Genomic DNA, 20,007 nt, shown 5'->3' with positions numbered 1-20,007 from the left:
TTTATTCTCATTAGTTTGATGTTATATTGGTTATATATAAATTAAACAATATTACTTTTTGTTATATGTAATGTTTTTTAGCTATAGCAAAAATGATTTCCTGTAAGAGGTGGAGTGAGTATGAAGTTACAGCAACTGCGATATATTGTTGAAGTGGTTAATCACGACCTGAATGTTTCATCAACAGCAGAAGGGTTATTTACTTCCCAACCGGGGATCAGTAAGCAAGTCAGAATGCTGGAAGATGAACTAGGCATTCAAATTTTTGCGCGTAGTGGTAAGCATTTGACTCACGTGACTCCAGCTGGTGAGGAAGTTGTGCGCATTTCCCGTGAAGTGCTCTCCAAAATTGAAGCTATCCGTTCTGTTGCCGGTGAGCATACCATTCCTGATCGCGGTAGCTTAAAAATTGCCACGACGCATACCCAAGCTCGCTATGCCTTACCGCCTGTAATCAAAACCTTTATTGAGCGTTATCCTCATGTTTCCTTGCATATGCAGCAAGGATCTCCAACCCAAATCGCTGAAGAAGTTTGCAAAGGGAATAGTGATTTTGCTATCGCGACAGAAGCGCTCCATCTGTACAGTGACCTTATCATGTTGCCGTGCTACCACTGGAATCGTTGTGTAGTAGTACCGAAAGGGCACCCACTGACCGAGAAAAAGAACGTTACGATTGAAGATATTGCCGAATATCAAATTGTGACTTACACCCACGGGTTTACTGGGCGTTCAGAGTTGGATGTTGCATTCCAAAAAGTAGGCTTAGAGCCCAAAATTATTTTCACTGCCACGGATGCGGATGTGATCAAGACCTATGTGAAGCTCGGTTTAGGGATTGGCATTATCGCCAGCATGGCGGTGGATCCTGAGGTGGATAAAGATCTCGTGGTTATCGATATGCGCGATAAATTTAGTTACAGCACCACGAAAATCGGTTTTAAACGTACCAGTTTCCTGCGCAGCTATATGTATGATTTTATTTGGCGTTTTGCCCCGCATCTCACACGTGATGTGGTGGATAAAGCCATTGCCTTGCGTAACAACGAAGATATCGAAGAATTTTTCAAAGAAATTGAGCTTCCTATTCTTTAATTGGCACAAAATCTATAGAGGAAATGATTATGAGGACTATGATTAATAATACTGCGTAAAAAAATAAGGTGATAAAAACGCCAAGGAGGAGTTATGTCGTTGAGTTTAAAAACAAACAGTGCAGCAACACTGAATGTCGGTAACAAACAGTATAATTACTTCAGTCTTGCCCTTGCAGAGAAACAATTAGGCAGCGGGGCGAGACTTCCTAAATCCCTCAAAGTTCTACTCGAAAACCTACTGCGTCATATCGACGGTAAATCCGTCGTTGACGCCGATCTCCAAGCCATCATCGATTGGCAAAAAAACGCACATGCGGACAGAGAAATTGCTTATCGCCCCGCGCGGGTGCTGATGCAAGACTTTACTGGTGTTCCTGCGGTTGTCGATCTCGCCGCTATGCGTGAAGCGGTTAAATCCCTTGGTGGCAACGTCAACCAAGTTAACCCTTTATCTCCCGTTGACTTAGTCATCGATCACTCAGTGATGGTCGATGAGTTTGGTAATTCCCAAGCGTTTGATGATAACGTCGAAATTGAAATGAAGCGTAACCACGAACGCTACCTATTTTTACGTTGGGGACAAAAAGCGTTTAACCGCTTTAGGGTGGTACCGCCGGGAACGGGGATTTGCCACCAAGTTAACCTTGAATACCTCGGTAAAGCGATTTGGCATGAAGAGATTGACGGAAAATTAGTTGCTTACCCCGATACTTTGGTTGGAACGGACTCCCACACCACCATGATCAACGGTTTGGGGGTATTAGGCTGGGGTGTTGGCGGAATTGAAGCGGAAGCCGCGATGCTGGGGCAACCTGTTTCTATGCTGATCCCCGATGTGGTGGGCTTCAAGCTAACCGGTAAATTAGCCGAAGGGATCACCGCGACAGACTTGGTGTTAACCGTCACTCAGATGCTACGTAAGCATGGTGTGGTGGGTAAATTTGTTGAGTTCTATGGGGATGGATTAGCTGACCTGCCATTAGCCGATCGCGCGACCATTGCCAATATGTCACCAGAATATGGAGCAACCTGCGGCTTCTTCCCGATAGACGAAATTACCCTTGCGTATATGAAACTGACAGGGCGTGAAGACGATGAAATCGCGCTGGTGGAAGCCTATAGCAAGCAACAAGGTTTATGGCGTCACCCAGGGGATGAACCGATTTTCACCAGTACCTTAGCACTGGATATGGGCACGGTAGAATCCAGCCTAGCAGGACCTAAACGCCCACAAGACCGCGTTGAACTGAGCCAAGTTCCGAAAGCATTCCAAGGCGCAGTGGATTTAGAGCTGAATAAGCAAGATAAACATGCGCATCCTCGCGTGAACTTTCAAGGGCAGGAATTCGACCTTACCGATGGCGCGGTAGTGATCGCCGCTATCACATCCTGTACCAACACCTCTAACCCTAGTGTATTAATGGCGGCAGGGTTACTGGCGAAAAAAGCGATAGAAAAAGGGCTTTCTCGTCAGCCATGGGTTAAGTCTTCTCTCGCACCGGGCTCTAAGGTCGTGACTGATTACCTGGCATTAGCGGGATTAACACCTTATCTGGACAAACTGGGCTTTAACCTTGTGGGGTATGGTTGTACTACCTGTATTGGTAACTCTGGTCCGTTACCTGCACCGATTGAAGAGGCAATTAAGCAACATGATCTGACGGTTGGGGCGGTGCTTTCAGGTAACCGTAACTTCGAAGGGCGCATTCATCCGTTGGTAAAAACCAACTGGCTGGCATCACCGCCACTCGTCGTTGCCTATGCATTGGCTGGCAATATGCACGTTAATTTAAAAACTGACCCATTAGGTGTGGATCAACAGGGTCAGCCTGTCTACTTGAAAGATATTTGGCCATCCAGTGCGGAAATTGCCAGTGCGGTGGAGAAAGTCAAAACTGACATGTTTCATAAAGAATATAACGCGGTCTTTGAAGGGGATGAAGCTTGGCGTGCGCTGGATGTTGAAAGCTCCTCAACCTACCATTGGCAAGGGGATTCAACCTATATTCGCCATCCGCCATTCTTTGAAAATATGCCTGCGCAACCTAAGCCCGTTGCGGATATTCACGGGGCAAACATTCTCGCTATTCTCGGGGATTCGGTAACCACTGACCATATTTCTCCAGCGGGGAATATTAAGAAAGAAAGTCCAGCGGGGCGTTATCTCCAAGAACACGGTGTGGCGGTTGCAGATTTTAACTCTTACGGTTCTCGCCGTGGTAATCATGAAGTCATGATGCGCGGTACGTTTGCCAATATTCGTATTCGTAATGAAATGGTACCGGGGGTGGAAGGCGGCTATACCTTACATATTCCAACAGGCAAACAGATGGCTATCTTTGATGCGGCGATGTTGTATCAGCAACAAAAACGCCCGTTAGCCATTATTGCGGGTAAAGAATATGGTTCAGGCTCTAGCCGTGACTGGGCGGCAAAAGGCACCAATTTACTGGGTGTTCGTGTGGTGATCGCCGAATCCTATGAACGTATTCACCGCTCTAACTTAATTGGGATGGGGGTTATTCCATTAGAATTTACAGGTGGAGAAACCCGTAAAACCCTGGGTTTAAAAGGCGATGAGCGTATTGATGTTACTGGTTTACAGTCTCTGACTCCAAGCCAAAGTATCACCGTAAAAATTACGTATGGTGATGGCACAGTGAAAGAAGTGAATACTCGTTGCCGCATCGATACTGCGACGGAAATGGAATATTACCGACACGGTGGGATTTTGCATTATGTGATCCGCCAAATGCTCAATTAATCTCCGTTTATGGCGCCTACAAGATTTCTTGTGGGCGTTTTTTCTTTATTAACGCTTAATATTGTTATTTCTCAAGTTTTTTAGCCAGTTTCTCAGTTATTGTGATAGTCAGTATTCAGAAAAAGCTCAGTAGTTTGATGGAATGAAGTGACCGCATTTATCGAAAATAGCGTAAAGGAAATCAATATGGCAAATATCAATGAAACTGATTTTTTCAAGGGTGCATTATGGGCGGCAGACATTCTATTAAGCACTTCACATTGTGCGGGTGCGAATGATGAAGTTCGTGACATTTTAGAACATATTCCGAATCTTTATTCAGTTGTCATGAGAACCCCAGAAACCGAAGTCCATGATTTAAGATTATATGCAGATAAAGAATTCCCATTAGGCTTGAATGCCGAGTACACCGCAATTTCTATTGCACCACTAAAAGATTTCTTTGATATTTTGCCTGTCACCGATCACGAACTTGATTGTGAAGCTATGGATATCGAAACATGGGGCGTCGTTGCTGACCTTGCAAATGGTAAAAAAGATCTCCTGATTGCAGGGCTACTGACCCCAGAAACAGCAAAAATGTATGCAGACCGGCTATCCGAGCAGCTAGAATTCCAACAGAAAAAGGCGAGTTAACCTTCATATCGTTGAATAAATGAGCGGAAATGAACAAAAACGCCGATACTGTATTTATATCCAGTATCGGCGTTTTGTTATCTTAAAGAGAGACTACAGGATCTTATTTTCAGCTAATTGCAGTGCGAAATAAGTAAAGATTAAATCTGCTCCAGCGCGTTTAATGGACCCTAAGCTTTCTAACGTGACGCGAGTTTCATCAATTGCACCTGCTTGCGCGGCAAATTTGATCATGGCGTATTCACCACTGACTTGATACGCACCAATAGGCAATTGGGTACACTCACGTAGGTCACGGATAATATCTAAGTAAGCACCCGCGGGTTTTACCATCAGCGCATCTGCGCCTTCTTGCATATCAATCAGCGACTCGTGCAGCGCTTCACGGCGGTTCATTGGGTTCATTTGGTAAGTCTTACGGTCACCTTTTAAACATGAACCTGCTGCATCATGGAATGGGCCGTATAGAGCTGATGCGAATTTCGTGGAGTAAGACATAATCGCTGTATCGGTAAATCCTGCTTCATCAAGTGCATGGCGGATTGCGGCAACTTGCCCATCCATTGCAGCGGAAGGGGCGATAAAGTCAGCACCGGCACGCGCAGCAGCAACGGCTTGCAGACCTAAATTATGGATAGTTTGGTCGTTATCAACCACATCACCGTGCATCACACCGCAGTGGCCGTGAGACGTATATTCGCAAAAACAAGTATCCGACATCACAATCATTTCTGGGACGGTCTCTTTACAGATACGAGACATACGAGCCACCAGACCATTGTCTTGCCATGCATCGCTACCATTTTCATCTAAGTGATGAGACACACCGAAGGTCATAACAGATTTAATGCCGGCTTTTGCAATACGCTCAATTTCATAGGCTAAGCGTTTTTCTGGAATACGCACAACGCCAGGCATACTCGCAATCGGTGCGTAATCGTCTAAGCCTTCTTCAACGAAAATAGGCAAGCATAAGTCATTGATGGAGAGGTGGGTTTCTTGGAATAGGTCGCGGAATTGTTCACTTTTACGCAGTCTTCTCATGCGCTGGATGGAATGCAGGTTATTCACACTATCTCCTTGGTAGACGAAAAATAGACATTTCCCATTCGGATTATTATGTGGGAATGTTCCACTCTTATTTTCCGATGTATTTAATTATGAATGGTATTAAGTTGCGAACAGTATAAACCTTATAAAAAGAATGTGAATATAGCACTCGTCAAATGTTATGGATTCGATTGTTATGATGAAAATGGGAATTAAGGCAAGAATAATAGGAAGAGCAAGGGACACTCTTCCTGATTGAGAAGGATAATTATTGGTGCTTAAATAACATATGACCCATTTTTTGTGCTTTCACATCTAAATAATGTTCATTGCTAGGATTTCGTCCAACAATTAATGGCACACGTTCAACGACGTTGATACCCGCTTCACGCATAATATCAATTTTTTTCGGGTTATTAGTCAGTAAGCGAACTTCATTAATACCTAATAATTTATACATATCAGAACACAGGGTAAAATCACGTTCGTCGGCTTTAAATCCTAATTTTAGGTTAGCTTCAACGGTATCTAATCCTTGGTCTTGCAATGCATAAGCACGGATTTTGTTCAGTAACCCAATATTACGACCTTCTTGGCGGTGATACAGCAGTACCCCTCGGCCTTCTTCACTAATTTGCTTGAGCGCAGCTTCTAATTGAAAACCACAGTCACAACGTAAACTAAATAATGCATCGCCAGTTAAGCATTCGGAATGAATTCGACTGAGTACTGGCGTTGCGCCTGTAATATCACCAAAAATCAGCGCGACGTGGTCACGACCTGTTGCGATTTCTTCAAACCCTACCATTAGGAATTCACCGAAAGGGGTAGGTAGTTTGGCTTCGGCAATACGTTTTAGCTGCATATTTTCTTTCATTAGTTAAAGTAACTCTTGCTGAATTAAACACGTAAATCGATATGGTACTAAAGTAATATGGTCACTAAAGTTAAATATATCGATGCTATATGACGTTTGCATATAGAGTCCGGTATTCTTTGCACACAGCCGACGCTATACTACTATAACAGAGATATTTGCAGGCTATGTAAAATTTGTTAATTAGGAAATAATTAAAACGTAAGGAATATTCTAGATGAGAAAGAGTGCCTACCTTATCGCAATAAGTGTCATTTTTTTGCTGTTACCGCCGATAGTTATGATAGCCACAGGCTGGCAGTGGACTCCTGAGCATCAGCCATCGATGAAATGGCTACTTTGGTTGACGGATAGCGCGGGATTACCTTATAGCTATGTGACGTTTGTATTTTTAACTCTTTTAACGTTAATCGTCTTTCGTCATAAGCGGAATCAATGGCTAAAGTTGCTGGTGGTTATCGCATTATGTATTCTCGGTGCGCAAGGGGTGAAATCCTTAATGAAAAGCACCTTCCAAGAACCGCGTCCCTATGTGGTGTGGCTGGAGAAAACCTATCAAATTCCCCATCAGGAATTTTATGATTTAAAACGTGGGGCGCGAGCGGATTTAATTAAAAATACCGTGAAGTCGAATACGCTTATTCCTAAATGGCAGCGTAAACATTGGCAGGCAGAAACGGGCTACTCATTTCCTTCAGGTCATATGTTTTTTGCTGCGGGATGGGCATTGCTATTAATTGCGCTGTTTTGGCAACAACGTCAATATGCATTGGGAATCATCATATTATGCTGGGCGCAGGGCATCGGATTAAGCCGTATGCTACTAGGAATGCATTGGCCCCTTGATATTATTGCCTCCACGTTGATGAGTGCGCTTTTCGCGTTGTTAGGTTACTGGATATATCAATCTCGATTCTTAGAGAAATGAATTTAACGCTAATCGGATTATCATGATGAAAAAGGGCGGTTTTTAGAGCGAATACTCTTGGCAGGCGAATAATTTACTTTGTCTGAATGCGCTGAAAATGCTACCTTATCAGAGATATGTTTTGGAACGATAAGAACTGATAACGGGAAAAAATGTGAAATATTTTCTGATTTTATTACTAGCGGTCGCCGTTTTTATTGTGTCGATTACGCTAGGTTCAAGCAATGATCAGGTTATTACATTTAACTACCTGATTGCAAAAGGGGATTTTTCTTTATCTTCCTTACTTGCAACCTTGTTTGGTGTCGGTTTTATGCTGGGGTGGCTGGTGTGTGCGGTGTTCTATTTGCGTACCATTGTTAGCCTTAAGAATGCACGTCGTAAAATTAGACGTTTAGAATCACAATTAGGTGCTGGAGAGAAAACTATTTCTGACTCAACCGAATTAGTGACAGCTCAGAACAAGGAATAATCCTCAATGTTCGAGTTGCTTTTTCTGTTGCTACCTGTTGCCGCTGCATATGGCTGGTACATGGGGCGCAGAAGTGCTCAGCAAGATAAGCAGCAGCATGCAAATCGCTTGTCCCGTGACTACGTGACAGGCGTGAACTTCCTATTATCTAATCAACAAGATAAAGCCGTTGATTTATTCCTCGAAATGCTCAAAACGGAAGATAGCTCCGCCTTTGAAGCTCACTTAACTCTCGGTAACTTATTCCGTTCTCGTGGCGAAGTTGAACGCGCGATTCGTATTCACCAGTCGCTGGTGGAAAGTGCCGCGCTTTCTTTTGAACAACGTTTATTAGCCACTCAACAGCTTGGTCGTGATTATATGGCCGCGGGTGTGTATGACCGTGCCGAAAACATGTTCCAGCAATTAACCGATGAAGTGGATTTTAAACAGAGTGCGCTGCAATCTTTGTTATCGATTTATCAGTTAACCAGTGACTGGGGTAAAGCGATTGAAACGGCAACCAAGCTGGTGAAATTAGGCTCTGAAGAGTTACGGGAACAAATCGCCCATTTCTACTGTGAGTTGGCGACTCAAGAATTGGCGAGTGATGATATCGACGAAGCCTTAAGCCTATTAAATAAAGGCGAGCAAGCTGACAAAAACTGCGCACGCGTTTCGATTATGAAAGGGCGTATTTTTATCGAGCAAGGCAATTATGATAAAGCGATTTCTTCCTTAGTGCAGGTTTATCATCAAGATAGAGAACTGGTTTCTGAAACGCTGCCAATGCTGTACGAATGCTATCGACACACTGGGCTGGCGGAAGGCTGGGAAACCTATTTGCGTCAATGTGTTGATGGAAATACAGGGGCAATTGCCGAGCTTTATCTCGCCGATATTATTGTTGAAAAGCAGAATCATGAAGCGGCTGCTAGCTATATCAATGACCAAATTCAACGTCATCCAACCATGCGCTTATTCTACCGTTTGATGGATTACCATCTGGCGGAAGCGGAAGAAGGTCGAGCCAAAGAGAGCTTGATTTTGCTGCGTAAAATGGTGGGTGAGCAAATTCGTACTAAACCGGATTACCGTTGCCACAAATGTGGTTTTACCTCCCGTTCGCTCTATTGGCACTGTCCATCTTGTCGCTCTTGGGACACCATCAAGCCAATTCGCGGGCTGGATGGTCAGTGACAGCGTCACTTTTAATTTCTGACAATACTCAATAAAGGCTATGAAATGATCTCCTCAACTGAGAACCTCGTTCGCGTAAACACTGACTCGCCTATCATTGTGGCTCTAGACTATGAAACTGCAGATGCCGCACTCGCATTTGTTGATAGGATTGACCCGCGCGACTGTCGCTTGAAAGTGGGCAAAGAAATGTTCACATTTAATGGTCCTCAATTTGTTAAGTCACTCCATGACCGTGGTTTTGATGTTTTTCTGGATCTTAAATTCCATGATATTCCGAATACGGTTGCTCGTGCAGTTTCCGCAGCGGCAGAAATGGGCGTTTGGATGGTGAATGTTCACGCTAGCGGCGGCGCACGAATGATGGAGGCGGCACGCCAAGCTCTTGAAAGTTACGGTAAAGATGCTCCTTTATTAACGGCTGTGACCGTATTAACCAGTATGGATGCATCGGATTTAGCGGGTGTTGGTATTAATTTAACGCCGGCAGAGCATGCTGAGCGTTTAGCGCTGTTAACTAAGCAGTGTGGTCTTGATGGTGTCGTGTGCTCAGCACACGAAGCAAAAGCGCTAAAAGCAGTATGCGGGCAAGAATTCAAGTTAGTCACGCCAGGTATTCGTCCTGTAGGCAGCGAAGTGGGTGACCAGCGTCGTATTATGACCCCACAACAAGCGATTGAAGTAGGTGTCGATTATATGGTAATTGGGCGTCCGATCACCCGTAGTGAAGACCCAGCGCTGACCCTACAACAAATTAACCAATCCATTAAGGATATCGCATGAGTGACGCTAACAGCCGTCTCGTCTATAGCACAGATATAGGACGCATTGAGGAAGAAAAACCGAAAGCCGAGCGTCCAAAAGGCGATGGTATCGTGCGTATTCGCCGTGAAACATCCGGTCGTAAAGGCAAGGGGGTTTGCGTTGTGACGGGCTTAGATCTGGATGATGCGGAATTGACAAAGCTGGCCGCTGAATTGAAGAAAAAATGCGGTTGCGGCGGTGCAGTAAAAGATGGTGATATCGAAATCCAAGGTGATAAGCGTGACTTGCTGAAACAATTACTTGAAGCTAAAGGCTACCAAGTTAAATTGGCCGGTGGTTGATTAGCAATATTTAAAAAATAACCATCCTAATAAAAATGGGGGAAATTATTCCCCCATTTGTCATTAAAGTGTGTGTTAAATTTACTTCTTCACTTGATGTCCAATAATCCCGCCGATAGCCGCGCCGCCTACTGTGCCCAGTGCGCTTCCATCCGTTAATATTGCGCCTCCAACAGCACCGACAGTCGCTCCAATCGCTGTGTTTTTATTCTGTTTTGACATATTTGAACAAGCACTGAGACCCAGTGCCACCGTTGCGATAATGACAAAAGAGAGGATGCGTTTCATGATGTTTACTCCAACTTATTTTTTATAATGATAATTACGTATCAGCATATAGCCAAAATAAAATATCATGAAAAAAGGATAGGCGGATCGGAATAATCAGAAAGAAATGTCAAGAAGTGTCGGATGTTTAACATTAAATGCTAACCTATTCATATTGAATGTATTTTGACCAAACGAAAAAAGGCCATCACTTAAGGTGATGGCCTTTTTGATACGAAATGGAGAATGACTACGCGGCTGGGCGAGCCACGATATTACGGGTTTCCATACGCACTTCGGCGATATTGACATCAATAATATCGTTTAATTGATAGGCTTTTTCGCCTTTGATCAACACACTGCCAGTCTCTTGGCTGCACTGAATTTCATCACGAACACTGTGCAGGAATGGTGCAGGAATAAAGGCAACGGCGCCGTTATCCACTAAACGTACACGCACACCACCGCGAGTAATATCGATAATTTCCGCAGGGAACTTAGTATCAGTGCCCTCAAACGGTTTCAGATAGCGGGAATATAACCAATCACCCACATCGCGCTCAGCCATACGGTTAGCACGGCGGCGTTCTGCCAGCTTAAGGGATAACTCTTCGCTTGGTTTTTCGGGTGTTGGAGCGCCCGCAATAATCGATTTCAGCAAACGGTGGTTGACGATATCGGTGTATTTACGAATTGGCGATGTCCATGTGGCATACGCGTCAAAGCCTAGACCAAAGTGAGGACCCGGATCCGCTTTCACTTCCGCAAAAGTTTGGAAGCGACGAATACGACTATCTAAGAATTGAGTCGGCTGTGAATCCAAGAGGCGACGTAATTGACGGAAACCTTCAAGGGTTAATAGCTCTTCGCCTTTTGCTTCGATGCCATTATCTTTCAAGGTCTGAACCACTTGTTCGATTTGCAGAGGTTCAAAGCCCATATGGACGTTAAATACACCGAAACCTAATTTGTTTTTCAGCACGTTAGCCGCACATAAGTTAGCGGTGATCATCGCTTCTTCAACAATGCGATTTGCAGTACGACGGCTTTCTGAGACGATATCCACCACGTTGCCATTTTCGTCTAAAACAAAACGGTAATCCGGTCTATCTTTGAAGACTAAGGCATTATTATGGCGCCACTGTAAGCGCTTATCAGCCATCTCTTTTAATAGCAGGATTTGCTGAGTATCAGCGTCAGACTGTGGTTTCCAAGAACCAGCTTCTTCTAACCAATCAGAAACTTCGTCATAAACTAACTTAGTTTTCGATTCAACCCACGCACTGAAAAACTCAATATTGCTATCAATGGCACCGTCTTGCAGGATCTGCGTAACGCAAACCAGAGCAGGGCGACGAGCATTAGGACGCAGTGAACATAAATCATCAGACAGTTGGCGAGGCAACATTGGAATGTTGAAGCCTGGTAGGTAGTTAGTGAATGAACGGGCTAATGCCAGTTTATCCAACTCACTACCTTCTTTGATATAACTGGTTGGGTCGGCAATCGCGATATACAGTTTCAGGTTGCCTTCAGCGGTTTTTTCGATATACAGCGCATCATCCATATCTTCAGTGCTTGCACTGTCGATGGTGACAAAGTGAAGGTCAGTTAAATCAACACGTTCTAAGCCTTCATCATCACGCTCACTTTCCACCATTGCAGGCTCAGCGCGATCTAATTGGTGACGGCGTAACGTTACCCACCACGGTGCGAAATGGTCATCACCGAAGGTAATATATTCTGTAATTTCCGCGTAGAAACCTTTGTCGCCTTTTAATGGATGGCGACGCATTTCTGCGACAACCCAGTCACCTTGCTTAAATTCATGAGTGATACCATTGATTGGGCGACAGGAGATAGCATCTTTTAGCAGTGGGTGATCAGGAATAACGAACAGGCGATTGTCGTTATCTTTCTTCTGAATTTTACCAACAAAACGGTTAAGGAATGGCTCGATAAGCTCTTCAGGCTCGGCAAATTCACGGTCTTTATCCGTATGAACAGCGGCAGAAATTCTATCTCCGTGCATCACTTTTTTCATTTGCGGCGGTGGAATGAAATAGCTTTTTTGTCCATCGACTTCTAAAAAGCCAAAGCCTTTTTCAGTGCTTTTTACCAGACCTTCGACGCGAGGTGTTTTGGCATGCAACGTTTGTTTGAGTTGCGCTAATAATGGGTTGTCTTGAAACATACTTACCGTTTATTTGATGTTGAGTTTGGCTCTATTGTTGCGTAAGACAAAGTCTTAGAGCAAGAAAAAAATGCGAATGACTTTATAACTGTATGGAAATTCGCATCTTGGGCTAAGTTGATTAATTTTCAGGGTAAATTTTATCTTTAAACTCGCAAAGATCTTCAATGATGCAAGATCCGCAGCGAGGTTTGCGGGCGATACAGGTATAACGACCATGGAGAATAAACCAGTGGTGGCAGTCGACTTTAAATTCAGCAGGAACCACTTTTAATAGTTTTTCCTCGACTTCCACAACATCTTTGCCGGGAGCAAACTTGGTGCGATTACACACGCGGAAGATATGGGTATCAACGGCAATGGTTGGCCAGCCAAAGGCGGTATTGAGGACAACGTTTGCCGTTTTACGTCCAACACCTGGCAAAGCTTCTAATGCCTCGCGGTTTTCAGGGACTTGGCTATGATGTTTTTCAATCAGGATCTGGCAGGTTTTATAGACGCTTTCGGCTTTGGTATTAAATAACCCAATGGTTTTAATATACTCTTTGATGCCATCAACGCCGAGAGCGACCATTTGCTCTGGCGTATTGGCGACAGGATAAAGTTTTGCCGTCGCTTTGTTGACGCTGACATCGGTGGCTTGCGCAGACAGCAGCACTGAAATCAGTAATTCAAAAGGGGAGCTAAATTCTAGCTCCGTTGTCGGATGAGGATTGTTATCGCGCAGGCGAGTGAGAATTTCGATTCGTTTAGTTTTATTCATTGCTCACAAAGCTTCAAATTTAAGAAATATGAGTGCCACAACCTTGTTCTTTTTGGTATTCACGAGCAGGTTGTTGACCTGATTTTAGCGCCGCGCGCTTTTTCATTTTTTCATCAATAAGGTATTTACCAGCTAGCATTAAGGCTAAGCCAATAAACGCGCCCGGTGGCAGCATAGCGAGTAAAAAGGGTGAGTCAAGGTGTAAGACTTCTATCCGTAACGATTTTGCCCATGAACCTAGCAGTAGATCAGCGCCATCGAACAAGGTGCCGTTACCAAGAATTTCACGTATAGCACCCAGTACAAACAGTGCGGCTGTTGCTCCTAATCCCATCGCCAGACCATCGACGGCAGATAAAGGCACTGTGTTGCGAGAAGCATAAGCTTCAGCGCGTCCAATGACGATACAGTTTGTGACAATCAGCGGAATAAAGATCCCCAGCGATTCATACAAACCAAACGCATACGCGTTGATCAGCATTTGTACGGCGCTCACCACGGAGGCGATAATCATCACATAAATAGGAATACGGATTTCAGCAGGAACCCAGCGACGAAATGCGGATACTGCTACGTTAGTGCAGACGAGAACGAGGGTTGTTGCTAGCCCCAAACCTAATGCGTTAGTCGCTGTTGATGATACAGCTAATAATGGGCATAAACCCAGTAGTTGTACTAATGCAGAGTTATTCTTCCATAACCCTTGTGCAAATAATTCTTTAGTTTCGCTACTCATTATTCATCCCCACAAATTGGGTAATTCGCTAATTCTTCAGGTACCGTTTGGATAAATGCCGCGGTACGTTTTGTGGCATTGACAACTGCACGAGGCGTGATTGTGGCGCCTGTAAATTGATCAAAATCACCACCATCTTTTTTCACTGCCCAATGAGGGTCTTGCGCAGACTCTAACTTTTTGCCCGTAAAATGGGTGATCCAATCAGAAATGCGGGTTTCAATTTTATCCCCAAGCCCTGGTGTTTCATGGTGTTCTGTGACGCGTACACCCAAAACATTGCCTTTAAAATCTGCACCAACTAACAAGTGGATCGCACCGGAATATCCATCGGGAGCCGTGCTTTCTAAAGCCGCAGCAACAGGCTGACCATCCTTACGGGCAATATACAGATGTCGAGGGAGTTTATTTCCCAGTATAGCTTCATTGGTGACTAGATAGCACTCTTTGGCGAGCTCATTGTCATATAAGGATTCAGGCACTACTTGGTCGAGTAATTTCTTCTGCACGATAGCGGCTTGTTCCGCAATGATATCTTTCGTTAGCGTATATACAGCGGCGCTCAGTGCAGTTGTACCCGCCGCGAACAGAGCCAAGATTGTGCCATGACGGCGCATTGTATTTAACATGCTGGCTCCTTACTTATGTCCATACGCGCGAGGCTGCGTATAGTGGTCGATTAACGGTACGGTGATATTGGCAAGTAAGACAGCAAAGGCGATGGCATCAGGATACCCACCGTAAACGCGGATCACCCATACTAAAAAGCCAATTAATACACCAAAAATAATCCGTCCTTTTGGTGTAGTTGAAGCAGTAACTGGGTCAGTCGCAATAAAGAATGCACCCAACATAGTTGCCCCTGACAATAATTGAATTAATGGCGGGGAGTAGCGGCTATCATCAATTAACCAACTAACCACAGCGAGCAGGGTGAGTGTTCCAATAAATGCCACGGGAATATGCCAGCTAATAATGCGACGGCTTAGCATAATTAATCCGCCTGCCAGATAGGCAAGGTTCACCCACTGCCAACCGATACCGGCTAAAGAGCCTTGCAGGATTGGTTGCTGTAGTACATCGGAAATAGAATGGGTGAGTAAGCCCGTTTTAAAGCTATCTAACGGAGTCGCTTGGCTCATACCATCAATGCCGGTACGTAATTGATCCAACGTTATTCCCGTCGAGGTATGCCCACTAAAGATCACCATCAAGCTATCAAAGCCTGAAATATGCAGCTGTTGCAATTCTTGAGGCGGCAACCAGTTGGTCATTTGCACTGGGAATGAAATCAGCAATACCACATAACCGACCATCGCAGGGTTAAATGGATTTTGCCCCAAGCCGCCGTAGCATTGCTTAGCAATAATAATGGCAAATACAGTGCCCAATACAATCAGCCACCAAGGTGATAATGGCGGTAAGCTCACACCGAGTAATAACGCGGTAACAATCGCGGAATTATCTTTCAAAACAGGTAACACTGGCTGCTGGCGTAAGCGGATGGATATGGCTTCCGTTACTGCGGCGGTGACCATCGCAATGGCGATTTGGTATAAGGTTCCAACACCAAAAAAATAGGTTTGCACTGCAATGCCGGGGATAGCGGCAAGCAGAACCCAAAACATGACCTGGCTGGTGCTTTGGTTATCATGAGTAAATGGGGCGCTAGCAATTTTTAAACGGCGTGCTTTGCTATCAAGCGGTCTAAATTTCATCTGTTTATCACTTACTCTGTGGTGGTTTGTTCGTTTGATTGAGGTTCTGTAGATCGCTGAGCAGCGGCTTTCTTTGCCTTAACTCGGGCAATCGCAGCGACAACGGCAGCTTTGCGCGGGTCGACTTCCTCAGTGGCTTCAACCGGTGCTTCAACAACAGGCTCTGAAGTCTGTTGTACAGCCGCTTTTTTCGCTTTCGCTCGAGCAATGGCAGCAGCAACGGCAGCTTTGCGCGGATCGACTTCCTCAGCTGCTTCAGCTGAAGCTTCAACAATAGGCTCTGAAGTCTGTTGTGCAGCCGCTTTTTTGGCTTTTGCACGAGCAATCGCGGCAGCAACGGCAGCTTTGCGCGGATCGACTTCCTCTACGGCTTCAACTGGCGCTTCAACAACAGGCTCTGAAGTCTGTTGCGCAGCCGCTTTTTTGGCTTTTGCACGAGCGATGGCAGCAGCGACGGCAGCTTTACGCGGATCGACTTCCTCAGCGGCTTCAGCTGAAGCTTCAACAACGGGCTCTGAAGTCTGTTGCGCAGCCGCTTTTTTCGCTTTTGCACGAGCAATTGCGGCAGCGACGGCAGCTTTGCGTGGGTCGACTTCCTCAGCGGCTTCAGCTGAAGCTTCAACAACGGGCTCTGAAGTCTGTTGCGCAGCCGCTTTTTTCGCTTTTGCACGAGCAATTGCGGCAGCGACGGCAGCTTTGCGTGGGTCATCACCCTCAGCGCCGTCTGCAATAACTAAGTTATCAGATTGAGTTTGTTCCGCGACTTTTTGCGCTTGCTTAGCTCGAGCTTGGGCTTTACGCGCTTCTCTTGCTGCAATAACGGCACTATTATCCGGCAATTCGCCCGAAATAATTTTTATTGGTTCAGAGGTTGAGGCTTTCTTCGCTTTAACACGAGCCAGCGCCGCATTAACTGCATCTTTATCCGCAGTATCCACTTGAACAGCCGCTTTTTTATGGCGCTCTTCACGGGCAAGTTTTTCGCGTTCCATTCGCTGTTGTTTGGCTTCAAAGCGCAGTTTTGCTTCTGCGGAACGACGTTCCTCTTGGTCTATCTCGCGAATTTCAGCTTTTTCTTGGCGATAATATTGCACCAACGGAATATTACTTGGGCAAACATAAGCGCAAGCGCCACACTCAATGCAGTCAAACAGATTATGCTTTTGCGCTTTTTCGTGTTCGTTGCCTTTACTGAACCAATATAATTGCTGGGGCAGTAATCCCGCAGGGCAGGCATCAACACATAAACCGCAACGAATGCAGGCTTCTTCGACTGGCTTTTCACCCATTTCTTCTTGGGTAGGAACCAATAAACAGTTACAGATTTTCACCACTGGCACATTCAGATCCGGCAGCGTAAAGCCCATTAATGGGCCTCCCATAATCACCATTTGTTCACTTTCAGGTTCAAAACCAGATTGTTGAAGCAGATGCTTAACGGGAGTGCCTAAACGCGCCCAGAAGTTACCAGGCTGTTTAATCGCTTCGCCTGTCACTGTTACGACACGTTCAATCAGTGGTTGACCATCAATCACCGCGCGTTTAATGGCAACAGCGGTACCGACGTTCTGCATTAACACGCCAATTTGGGAAGAACGTGCGCCAGAAGGGACTTCCTTTCCGGTTAAGATTTTTGTGAGCTGTTTCGCGCCACCTGATGGGTATTTGGTTGGGATCACGCGTACAAAAATCTGTGAATCTATAGGCGTCAGCGCACGTTTTAATGCCTTGATAGCTTCGGGTTTATTATCTTCAATACCAATAAGTACTTGGTCTGGATTGAGTAAATGTTGTAAAACGCGGCAACCTTCAATGACTTCTTGGGCATGTTCTTGCATTAAGCGGTCATCTGCGGTGATGTATGGCTCGCACTCAGCAGCATTGATAATCAATGTTTTAATGGCATCTTTACCGCCCGCTAGCTTGGATGCTGTCGGGAAGCCTGCACCACCAAGACCGGCGATACCCGCTTGTTCAATCTTATTGAGTAAATCGGCACGTGAAAGTTGTTGGAAATTAGGCTCGGGCTGCAAAGGTGCCCAAGTATCTAAACCATCCGATTTAATTTTGACACACAGCTCTTTTAACCCTGAAGGGTGCGCAGTCACCATTGGCTCAATGGCAACAATGGTTCCTGATGTTGAGGCGTGGACAGGTACGGTACGACCGGAGCCTTTGGTAAGCGGCTGCCCTTTAAGGACGGTGTCACCAACCTTAACAATCAGTTCACCCTCAGGTCCTAAATGCTGTTGTAGCGGAATAATCAATTCGTCAGGGACGGAAGCCACTCGCATAGGCGTTTGGCTGGATTGCAGTTTCATCTCTGGCGGGTGAATGCCACCATCGAAGTCCCAAACATTATCTTTTTTCAACCACTTAAATAAATTAAGCATGGGAACCCTCTTTAACTGAAGAAAGAGGTACATCCGTAATGTTTTTAACAGGAATGGTGTTTAAATCCCATTTCCAGTTAGCGGTTGTGGTTTTAACCGGTACCATTTCAATACAATCCGTAGGGCAAGGGGCTACACACAGGTCACAGCCTGTACACAAATCTTCAATCACGGTATGCATAGCGCGAGTGGCGCCCACAATGGCATCCACAGGGCAAGCTTGAATACATTTGGTGCAACCAATACAGTTTTCTTCATCGATGACCGCCACTTTACGAACGGGATTTTGTGCCTCTTCATCGCCATCAATCGGCTGAGGATCTACGTTCATTAACTCGGCTATTTTGAGCATCACTTGCTCGCCACCAGGGGCGCATTTGTTAATCATCTCACCGTTATTGGCGACGGCTTCTGCATAGGGGCGGCACCCCGGATAACTGCATTGACCACACTGGCTTTGCGGTAAAATCGCATCCAGTTTTTCAACAATAGGGTCTTCTTCAACTTTAAAACGTAATGAGGCATAACCTAAGATCAGACCAAAGATCAGCCCGAAAACGGCTAATATGCCAATCGCAATCCACAAAGACATCATTAGAATTTCACCAAACCACTAAAGCCCATAAATGCGAGGGACATTAACCCTGCCGTGATCAGGCCAATTGACGAACCTTTAAAAGGTGCTGGGACATTTGCGACAGCCAAACGCTCGCGAATAGCCGCGAAAAGTACCATCACAAAAGAGAATCCGACGGCGGCGCTAAAGCCATAGACCGCAGATTGCAAGAAATTATGGGATTGGTTGATATTTAATAAGGCCACCCCAAGAACCGCGCAGTTAGTGGTGATCAGCGGTAAAAAGATCCCCAATAAGCGGTATAACGTTGGGCTGGTTTTTCTCACAACCATTTCGGTAAATTGCACCACGACAGCAATCACAAGGATAAAGCTCAGTGTGCGCAGATAGACTAGATCCAGTGGGATTAAGATTAACGTATCGATTAGCCACGAAGAAATAGAGGCGAGAGTCATAACAAACGTTGTCGCAAACCCCATCCCAATGGCAGTTTCTAGTTTTTTTGATACACCCATAAATGGGCATAATCCCAAGAATTTAACGAGGACAAAGTTGTTGACTAACACTGTCCCAATAAAAAGTAGAAGATAGTCGGTCATGTCATAGCCTGAAGAGAGAAAAAAGCCCAAAAACTGACCGCAGTCAGTTTAACGGAGGCTATGATATCAAAGCTATTTTTGTGATGCTTATCGATCTTGTGTGAAAGTCATTTTCACGCGTTTAGAAACTTTCATATACGGGACGAAAAAAGCAGCTCCTAAGAGTGGCCACGCGAGGATTTGTAAGGCTGCCTGGTCATCAATCGGGGAAAAAGCGAAGGTTTTTAGCCCGATTAACATTAATGCTAATAACCAGATAGTAAAACGACGGGGAAAGTGGCGAGAACGTTTAAACATCAATTGCGCCATATGCACGCTAAACAGTGACATAGCGAGGCTAATAGCAAATGATAAATACCACTGAGGAGTAATGAAACTACTCCAGCTTTCAACGGTGGTCACTATCTCATAAAACTTAATGCAGTACATCACGGTCATGCTGCAAGCAGCAAATAATGTCAGCAGTAAATAGCTTGCAGGGACTAATAGCCAGCCAGTAATGCGGTCTGCGTTATAAACAGAAGTCATAAATAAGGGATCCCTTATCATTAAATAATACAGATAAATAATAATCCTATCATAGATTTATTTGCTAATTGATTCATTCTGATGGTACTTTTTTAAAATAGCAAAATATGCCACTAATGTGAG

Annotated in this window: 20 protein-coding genes; 8 read left to right on the top strand and 12 right to left on the bottom strand. The window is 45.0% G+C overall.

Features of this window, described 5'->3' with window-relative positions; genetic code table 11:
- The first annotated feature begins 120 nt into the window (after positions 1–120).
- The 3 genes from cysB (at position 121) to GKR61_RS04555 (ending at position 4,497) form a co-directional block, all read left to right on the top strand.
- The gene (gene cysB, locus GKR61_RS04565) at positions 121–1,095 is read left to right on the top strand and encodes an HTH-type transcriptional regulator CysB (RefSeq protein WP_036956553.1); all 975 of its coding nucleotides are present in this window, start codon (positions 121–123) and stop codon (positions 1,093–1,095) included.
- A 93-nt stretch (positions 1,096–1,188) separates the two neighbouring features.
- Positions 1,189–3,861 (top strand): aconitate hydratase AcnA, encoded by a 2,673-nt coding sequence (acnA, locus tag GKR61_RS04560; protein ID WP_036956554.1) that lies wholly within the window; start codon positions 1,189–1,191, stop codon positions 3,859–3,861.
- A gap of 186 nt (positions 3,862–4,047) precedes the next feature.
- Positions 4,048–4,497 carry a hypothetical protein gene (locus tag GKR61_RS04555; RefSeq protein ID WP_036956555.1) on the top strand — a complete coding sequence of 150 codons (450 nt, stop codon included), beginning with the start codon at positions 4,048–4,050 and terminating at the stop codon, positions 4,495–4,497.
- A 93-nt stretch (positions 4,498–4,590) separates the two neighbouring features.
- On the opposite strand, the gene hemB is transcribed toward GKR61_RS04555, so the two are convergent.
- Positions 4,591–5,568 carry a porphobilinogen synthase gene (hemB, locus tag GKR61_RS04550; protein WP_336426604.1) on the bottom strand — a complete coding sequence of 326 codons (978 nt, stop codon included), beginning with the start codon at positions 5,566–5,568 and terminating at the stop codon, positions 4,591–4,593.
- Between the two features lie 247 nt (positions 5,569–5,815).
- Positions 5,816–6,412, bottom strand: coding sequence for a GTP cyclohydrolase II (gene ribA, locus GKR61_RS04545; RefSeq protein ID WP_036956569.1), 597 nt, complete (start codon positions 6,410–6,412; stop codon positions 5,816–5,818).
- A gap of 229 nt (positions 6,413–6,641) precedes the next feature.
- Here ribA and GKR61_RS04540 point away from each other — a divergent pair, with 229 nt between their 5' ends.
- The 5 genes from GKR61_RS04540 to yciH all read left to right on the top strand — a co-directional run bounded on the left by GKR61_RS04540 (position 6,642) and on the right by yciH (position 10,109).
- A complete protein-coding gene (locus tag GKR61_RS04540; RefSeq protein WP_108478093.1) occupies positions 6,642–7,352 on the top strand; it encodes a phosphatase PAP2 family protein in 711 nt (236 codons plus the stop codon).
- A 154-nt stretch (positions 7,353–7,506) separates the two neighbouring features.
- Positions 7,507–7,824 (top strand): LapA family protein, encoded by a 318-nt coding sequence (locus tag GKR61_RS04535; RefSeq protein ID WP_336426603.1) that lies wholly within the window; start codon positions 7,507–7,509, stop codon positions 7,822–7,824.
- A gap of 6 nt (positions 7,825–7,830) precedes the next feature.
- The gene (gene lapB, locus GKR61_RS04530) at positions 7,831–9,003 is read left to right on the top strand and encodes a lipopolysaccharide assembly protein LapB (RefSeq protein ID WP_036956558.1); all 1,173 of its coding nucleotides are present in this window, start codon (positions 7,831–7,833) and stop codon (positions 9,001–9,003) included.
- 45 nt (positions 9,004–9,048) lie between these two features.
- Positions 9,049–9,786, top strand: coding sequence for an orotidine-5'-phosphate decarboxylase (gene pyrF, locus GKR61_RS04525; protein WP_036956559.1), 738 nt, complete (start codon positions 9,049–9,051; stop codon positions 9,784–9,786).
- Entirely contained in the window at positions 9,783–10,109 is a 327-nt protein-coding gene (gene yciH, locus GKR61_RS04520) for a stress response translation initiation inhibitor YciH (RefSeq protein WP_036956560.1), read from the top strand. The genes pyrF and yciH overlap by 4 nt, the downstream gene beginning before the upstream one ends.
- Before the next feature lie 81 nt (positions 10,110–10,190).
- Here yciH and osmB read toward each other — a convergent pair whose 3' ends face one another.
- The 10 genes from osmB to GKR61_RS04470 all read right to left on the bottom strand — a co-directional run bounded on the left by osmB (position 10,191) and on the right by GKR61_RS04470 (position 19,884).
- Entirely contained in the window at positions 10,191–10,397 is a 207-nt protein-coding gene (gene osmB, locus GKR61_RS04515; RefSeq protein ID WP_006659769.1) for an osmotically-inducible lipoprotein OsmB, read from the bottom strand.
- Between the two features lie 229 nt (positions 10,398–10,626).
- A complete protein-coding gene (locus GKR61_RS04510) occupies positions 10,627–12,570 on the bottom strand; it encodes an exoribonuclease II (protein WP_154599232.1) in 1,944 nt (647 codons plus the stop codon).
- 121 nt (positions 12,571–12,691) lie between these two features.
- Positions 12,692–13,333, bottom strand: a complete 642-nt coding sequence (gene nth, locus GKR61_RS04505; protein WP_036956562.1) for an endonuclease III — start codon at positions 13,331–13,333, stop codon at positions 12,692–12,694.
- 19 nt (positions 13,334–13,352) lie between these two features.
- The gene (locus tag GKR61_RS04500; RefSeq protein ID WP_154599233.1) at positions 13,353–14,069 is read right to left on the bottom strand and encodes an electron transport complex subunit E; all 717 of its coding nucleotides are present in this window, start codon (positions 14,067–14,069) and stop codon (positions 13,353–13,355) included.
- Positions 14,069–14,698, bottom strand: a complete 630-nt coding sequence (gene rsxG / locus GKR61_RS04495; protein ID WP_036956566.1) for an electron transport complex subunit RsxG — start codon at positions 14,696–14,698, stop codon at positions 14,069–14,071. Before rsxG ends, GKR61_RS04500 begins: the two co-directional genes overlap by 1 nt.
- A 9-nt stretch (positions 14,699–14,707) precedes the next feature.
- Positions 14,708–15,787 carry an electron transport complex subunit RsxD gene (rsxD, locus tag GKR61_RS04490; RefSeq protein ID WP_154599234.1) on the bottom strand — a complete coding sequence of 360 codons (1,080 nt, stop codon included), beginning with the start codon at positions 15,785–15,787 and terminating at the stop codon, positions 14,708–14,710.
- A gap of 11 nt (positions 15,788–15,798) precedes the next feature.
- Complete coding sequence (gene rsxC / locus GKR61_RS04485) at positions 15,799–18,180, bottom strand: electron transport complex subunit RsxC (RefSeq protein WP_154599235.1); 2,382 nt, start codon at positions 18,178–18,180, stop codon at positions 15,799–15,801.
- Complete coding sequence (gene rsxB, locus GKR61_RS04480; protein ID WP_036952312.1) at positions 18,173–18,775, bottom strand: electron transport complex subunit RsxB; 603 nt, start codon at positions 18,773–18,775, stop codon at positions 18,173–18,175. The genes rsxC and rsxB overlap by 8 nt, the downstream gene beginning before the upstream one ends.
- Complete coding sequence (rsxA, locus tag GKR61_RS04475; RefSeq protein WP_036952315.1) at positions 18,775–19,356, bottom strand: electron transport complex subunit RsxA; 582 nt, start codon at positions 19,354–19,356, stop codon at positions 18,775–18,777. Before rsxA ends, rsxB begins: the two co-directional genes overlap by 1 nt.
- A gap of 87 nt (positions 19,357–19,443) precedes the next feature.
- Positions 19,444–19,884, bottom strand: a complete 441-nt coding sequence (locus GKR61_RS04470) for a DUF2569 domain-containing protein (RefSeq protein WP_036952319.1) — start codon at positions 19,882–19,884, stop codon at positions 19,444–19,446.
- Between the last annotated feature and the right edge of the window lie 123 nt (positions 19,885–20,007).

This window comes from Providencia sp. wls1916, assembly GCF_009706585.1.
In the GTDB taxonomy this organism is placed as follows: Bacteria; Pseudomonadota; Gammaproteobacteria; order Enterobacterales; family Enterobacteriaceae; genus Providencia; species Providencia lanzhouensis.
This window is presented reverse-complemented; position numbering and strand designations above follow the sequence as displayed.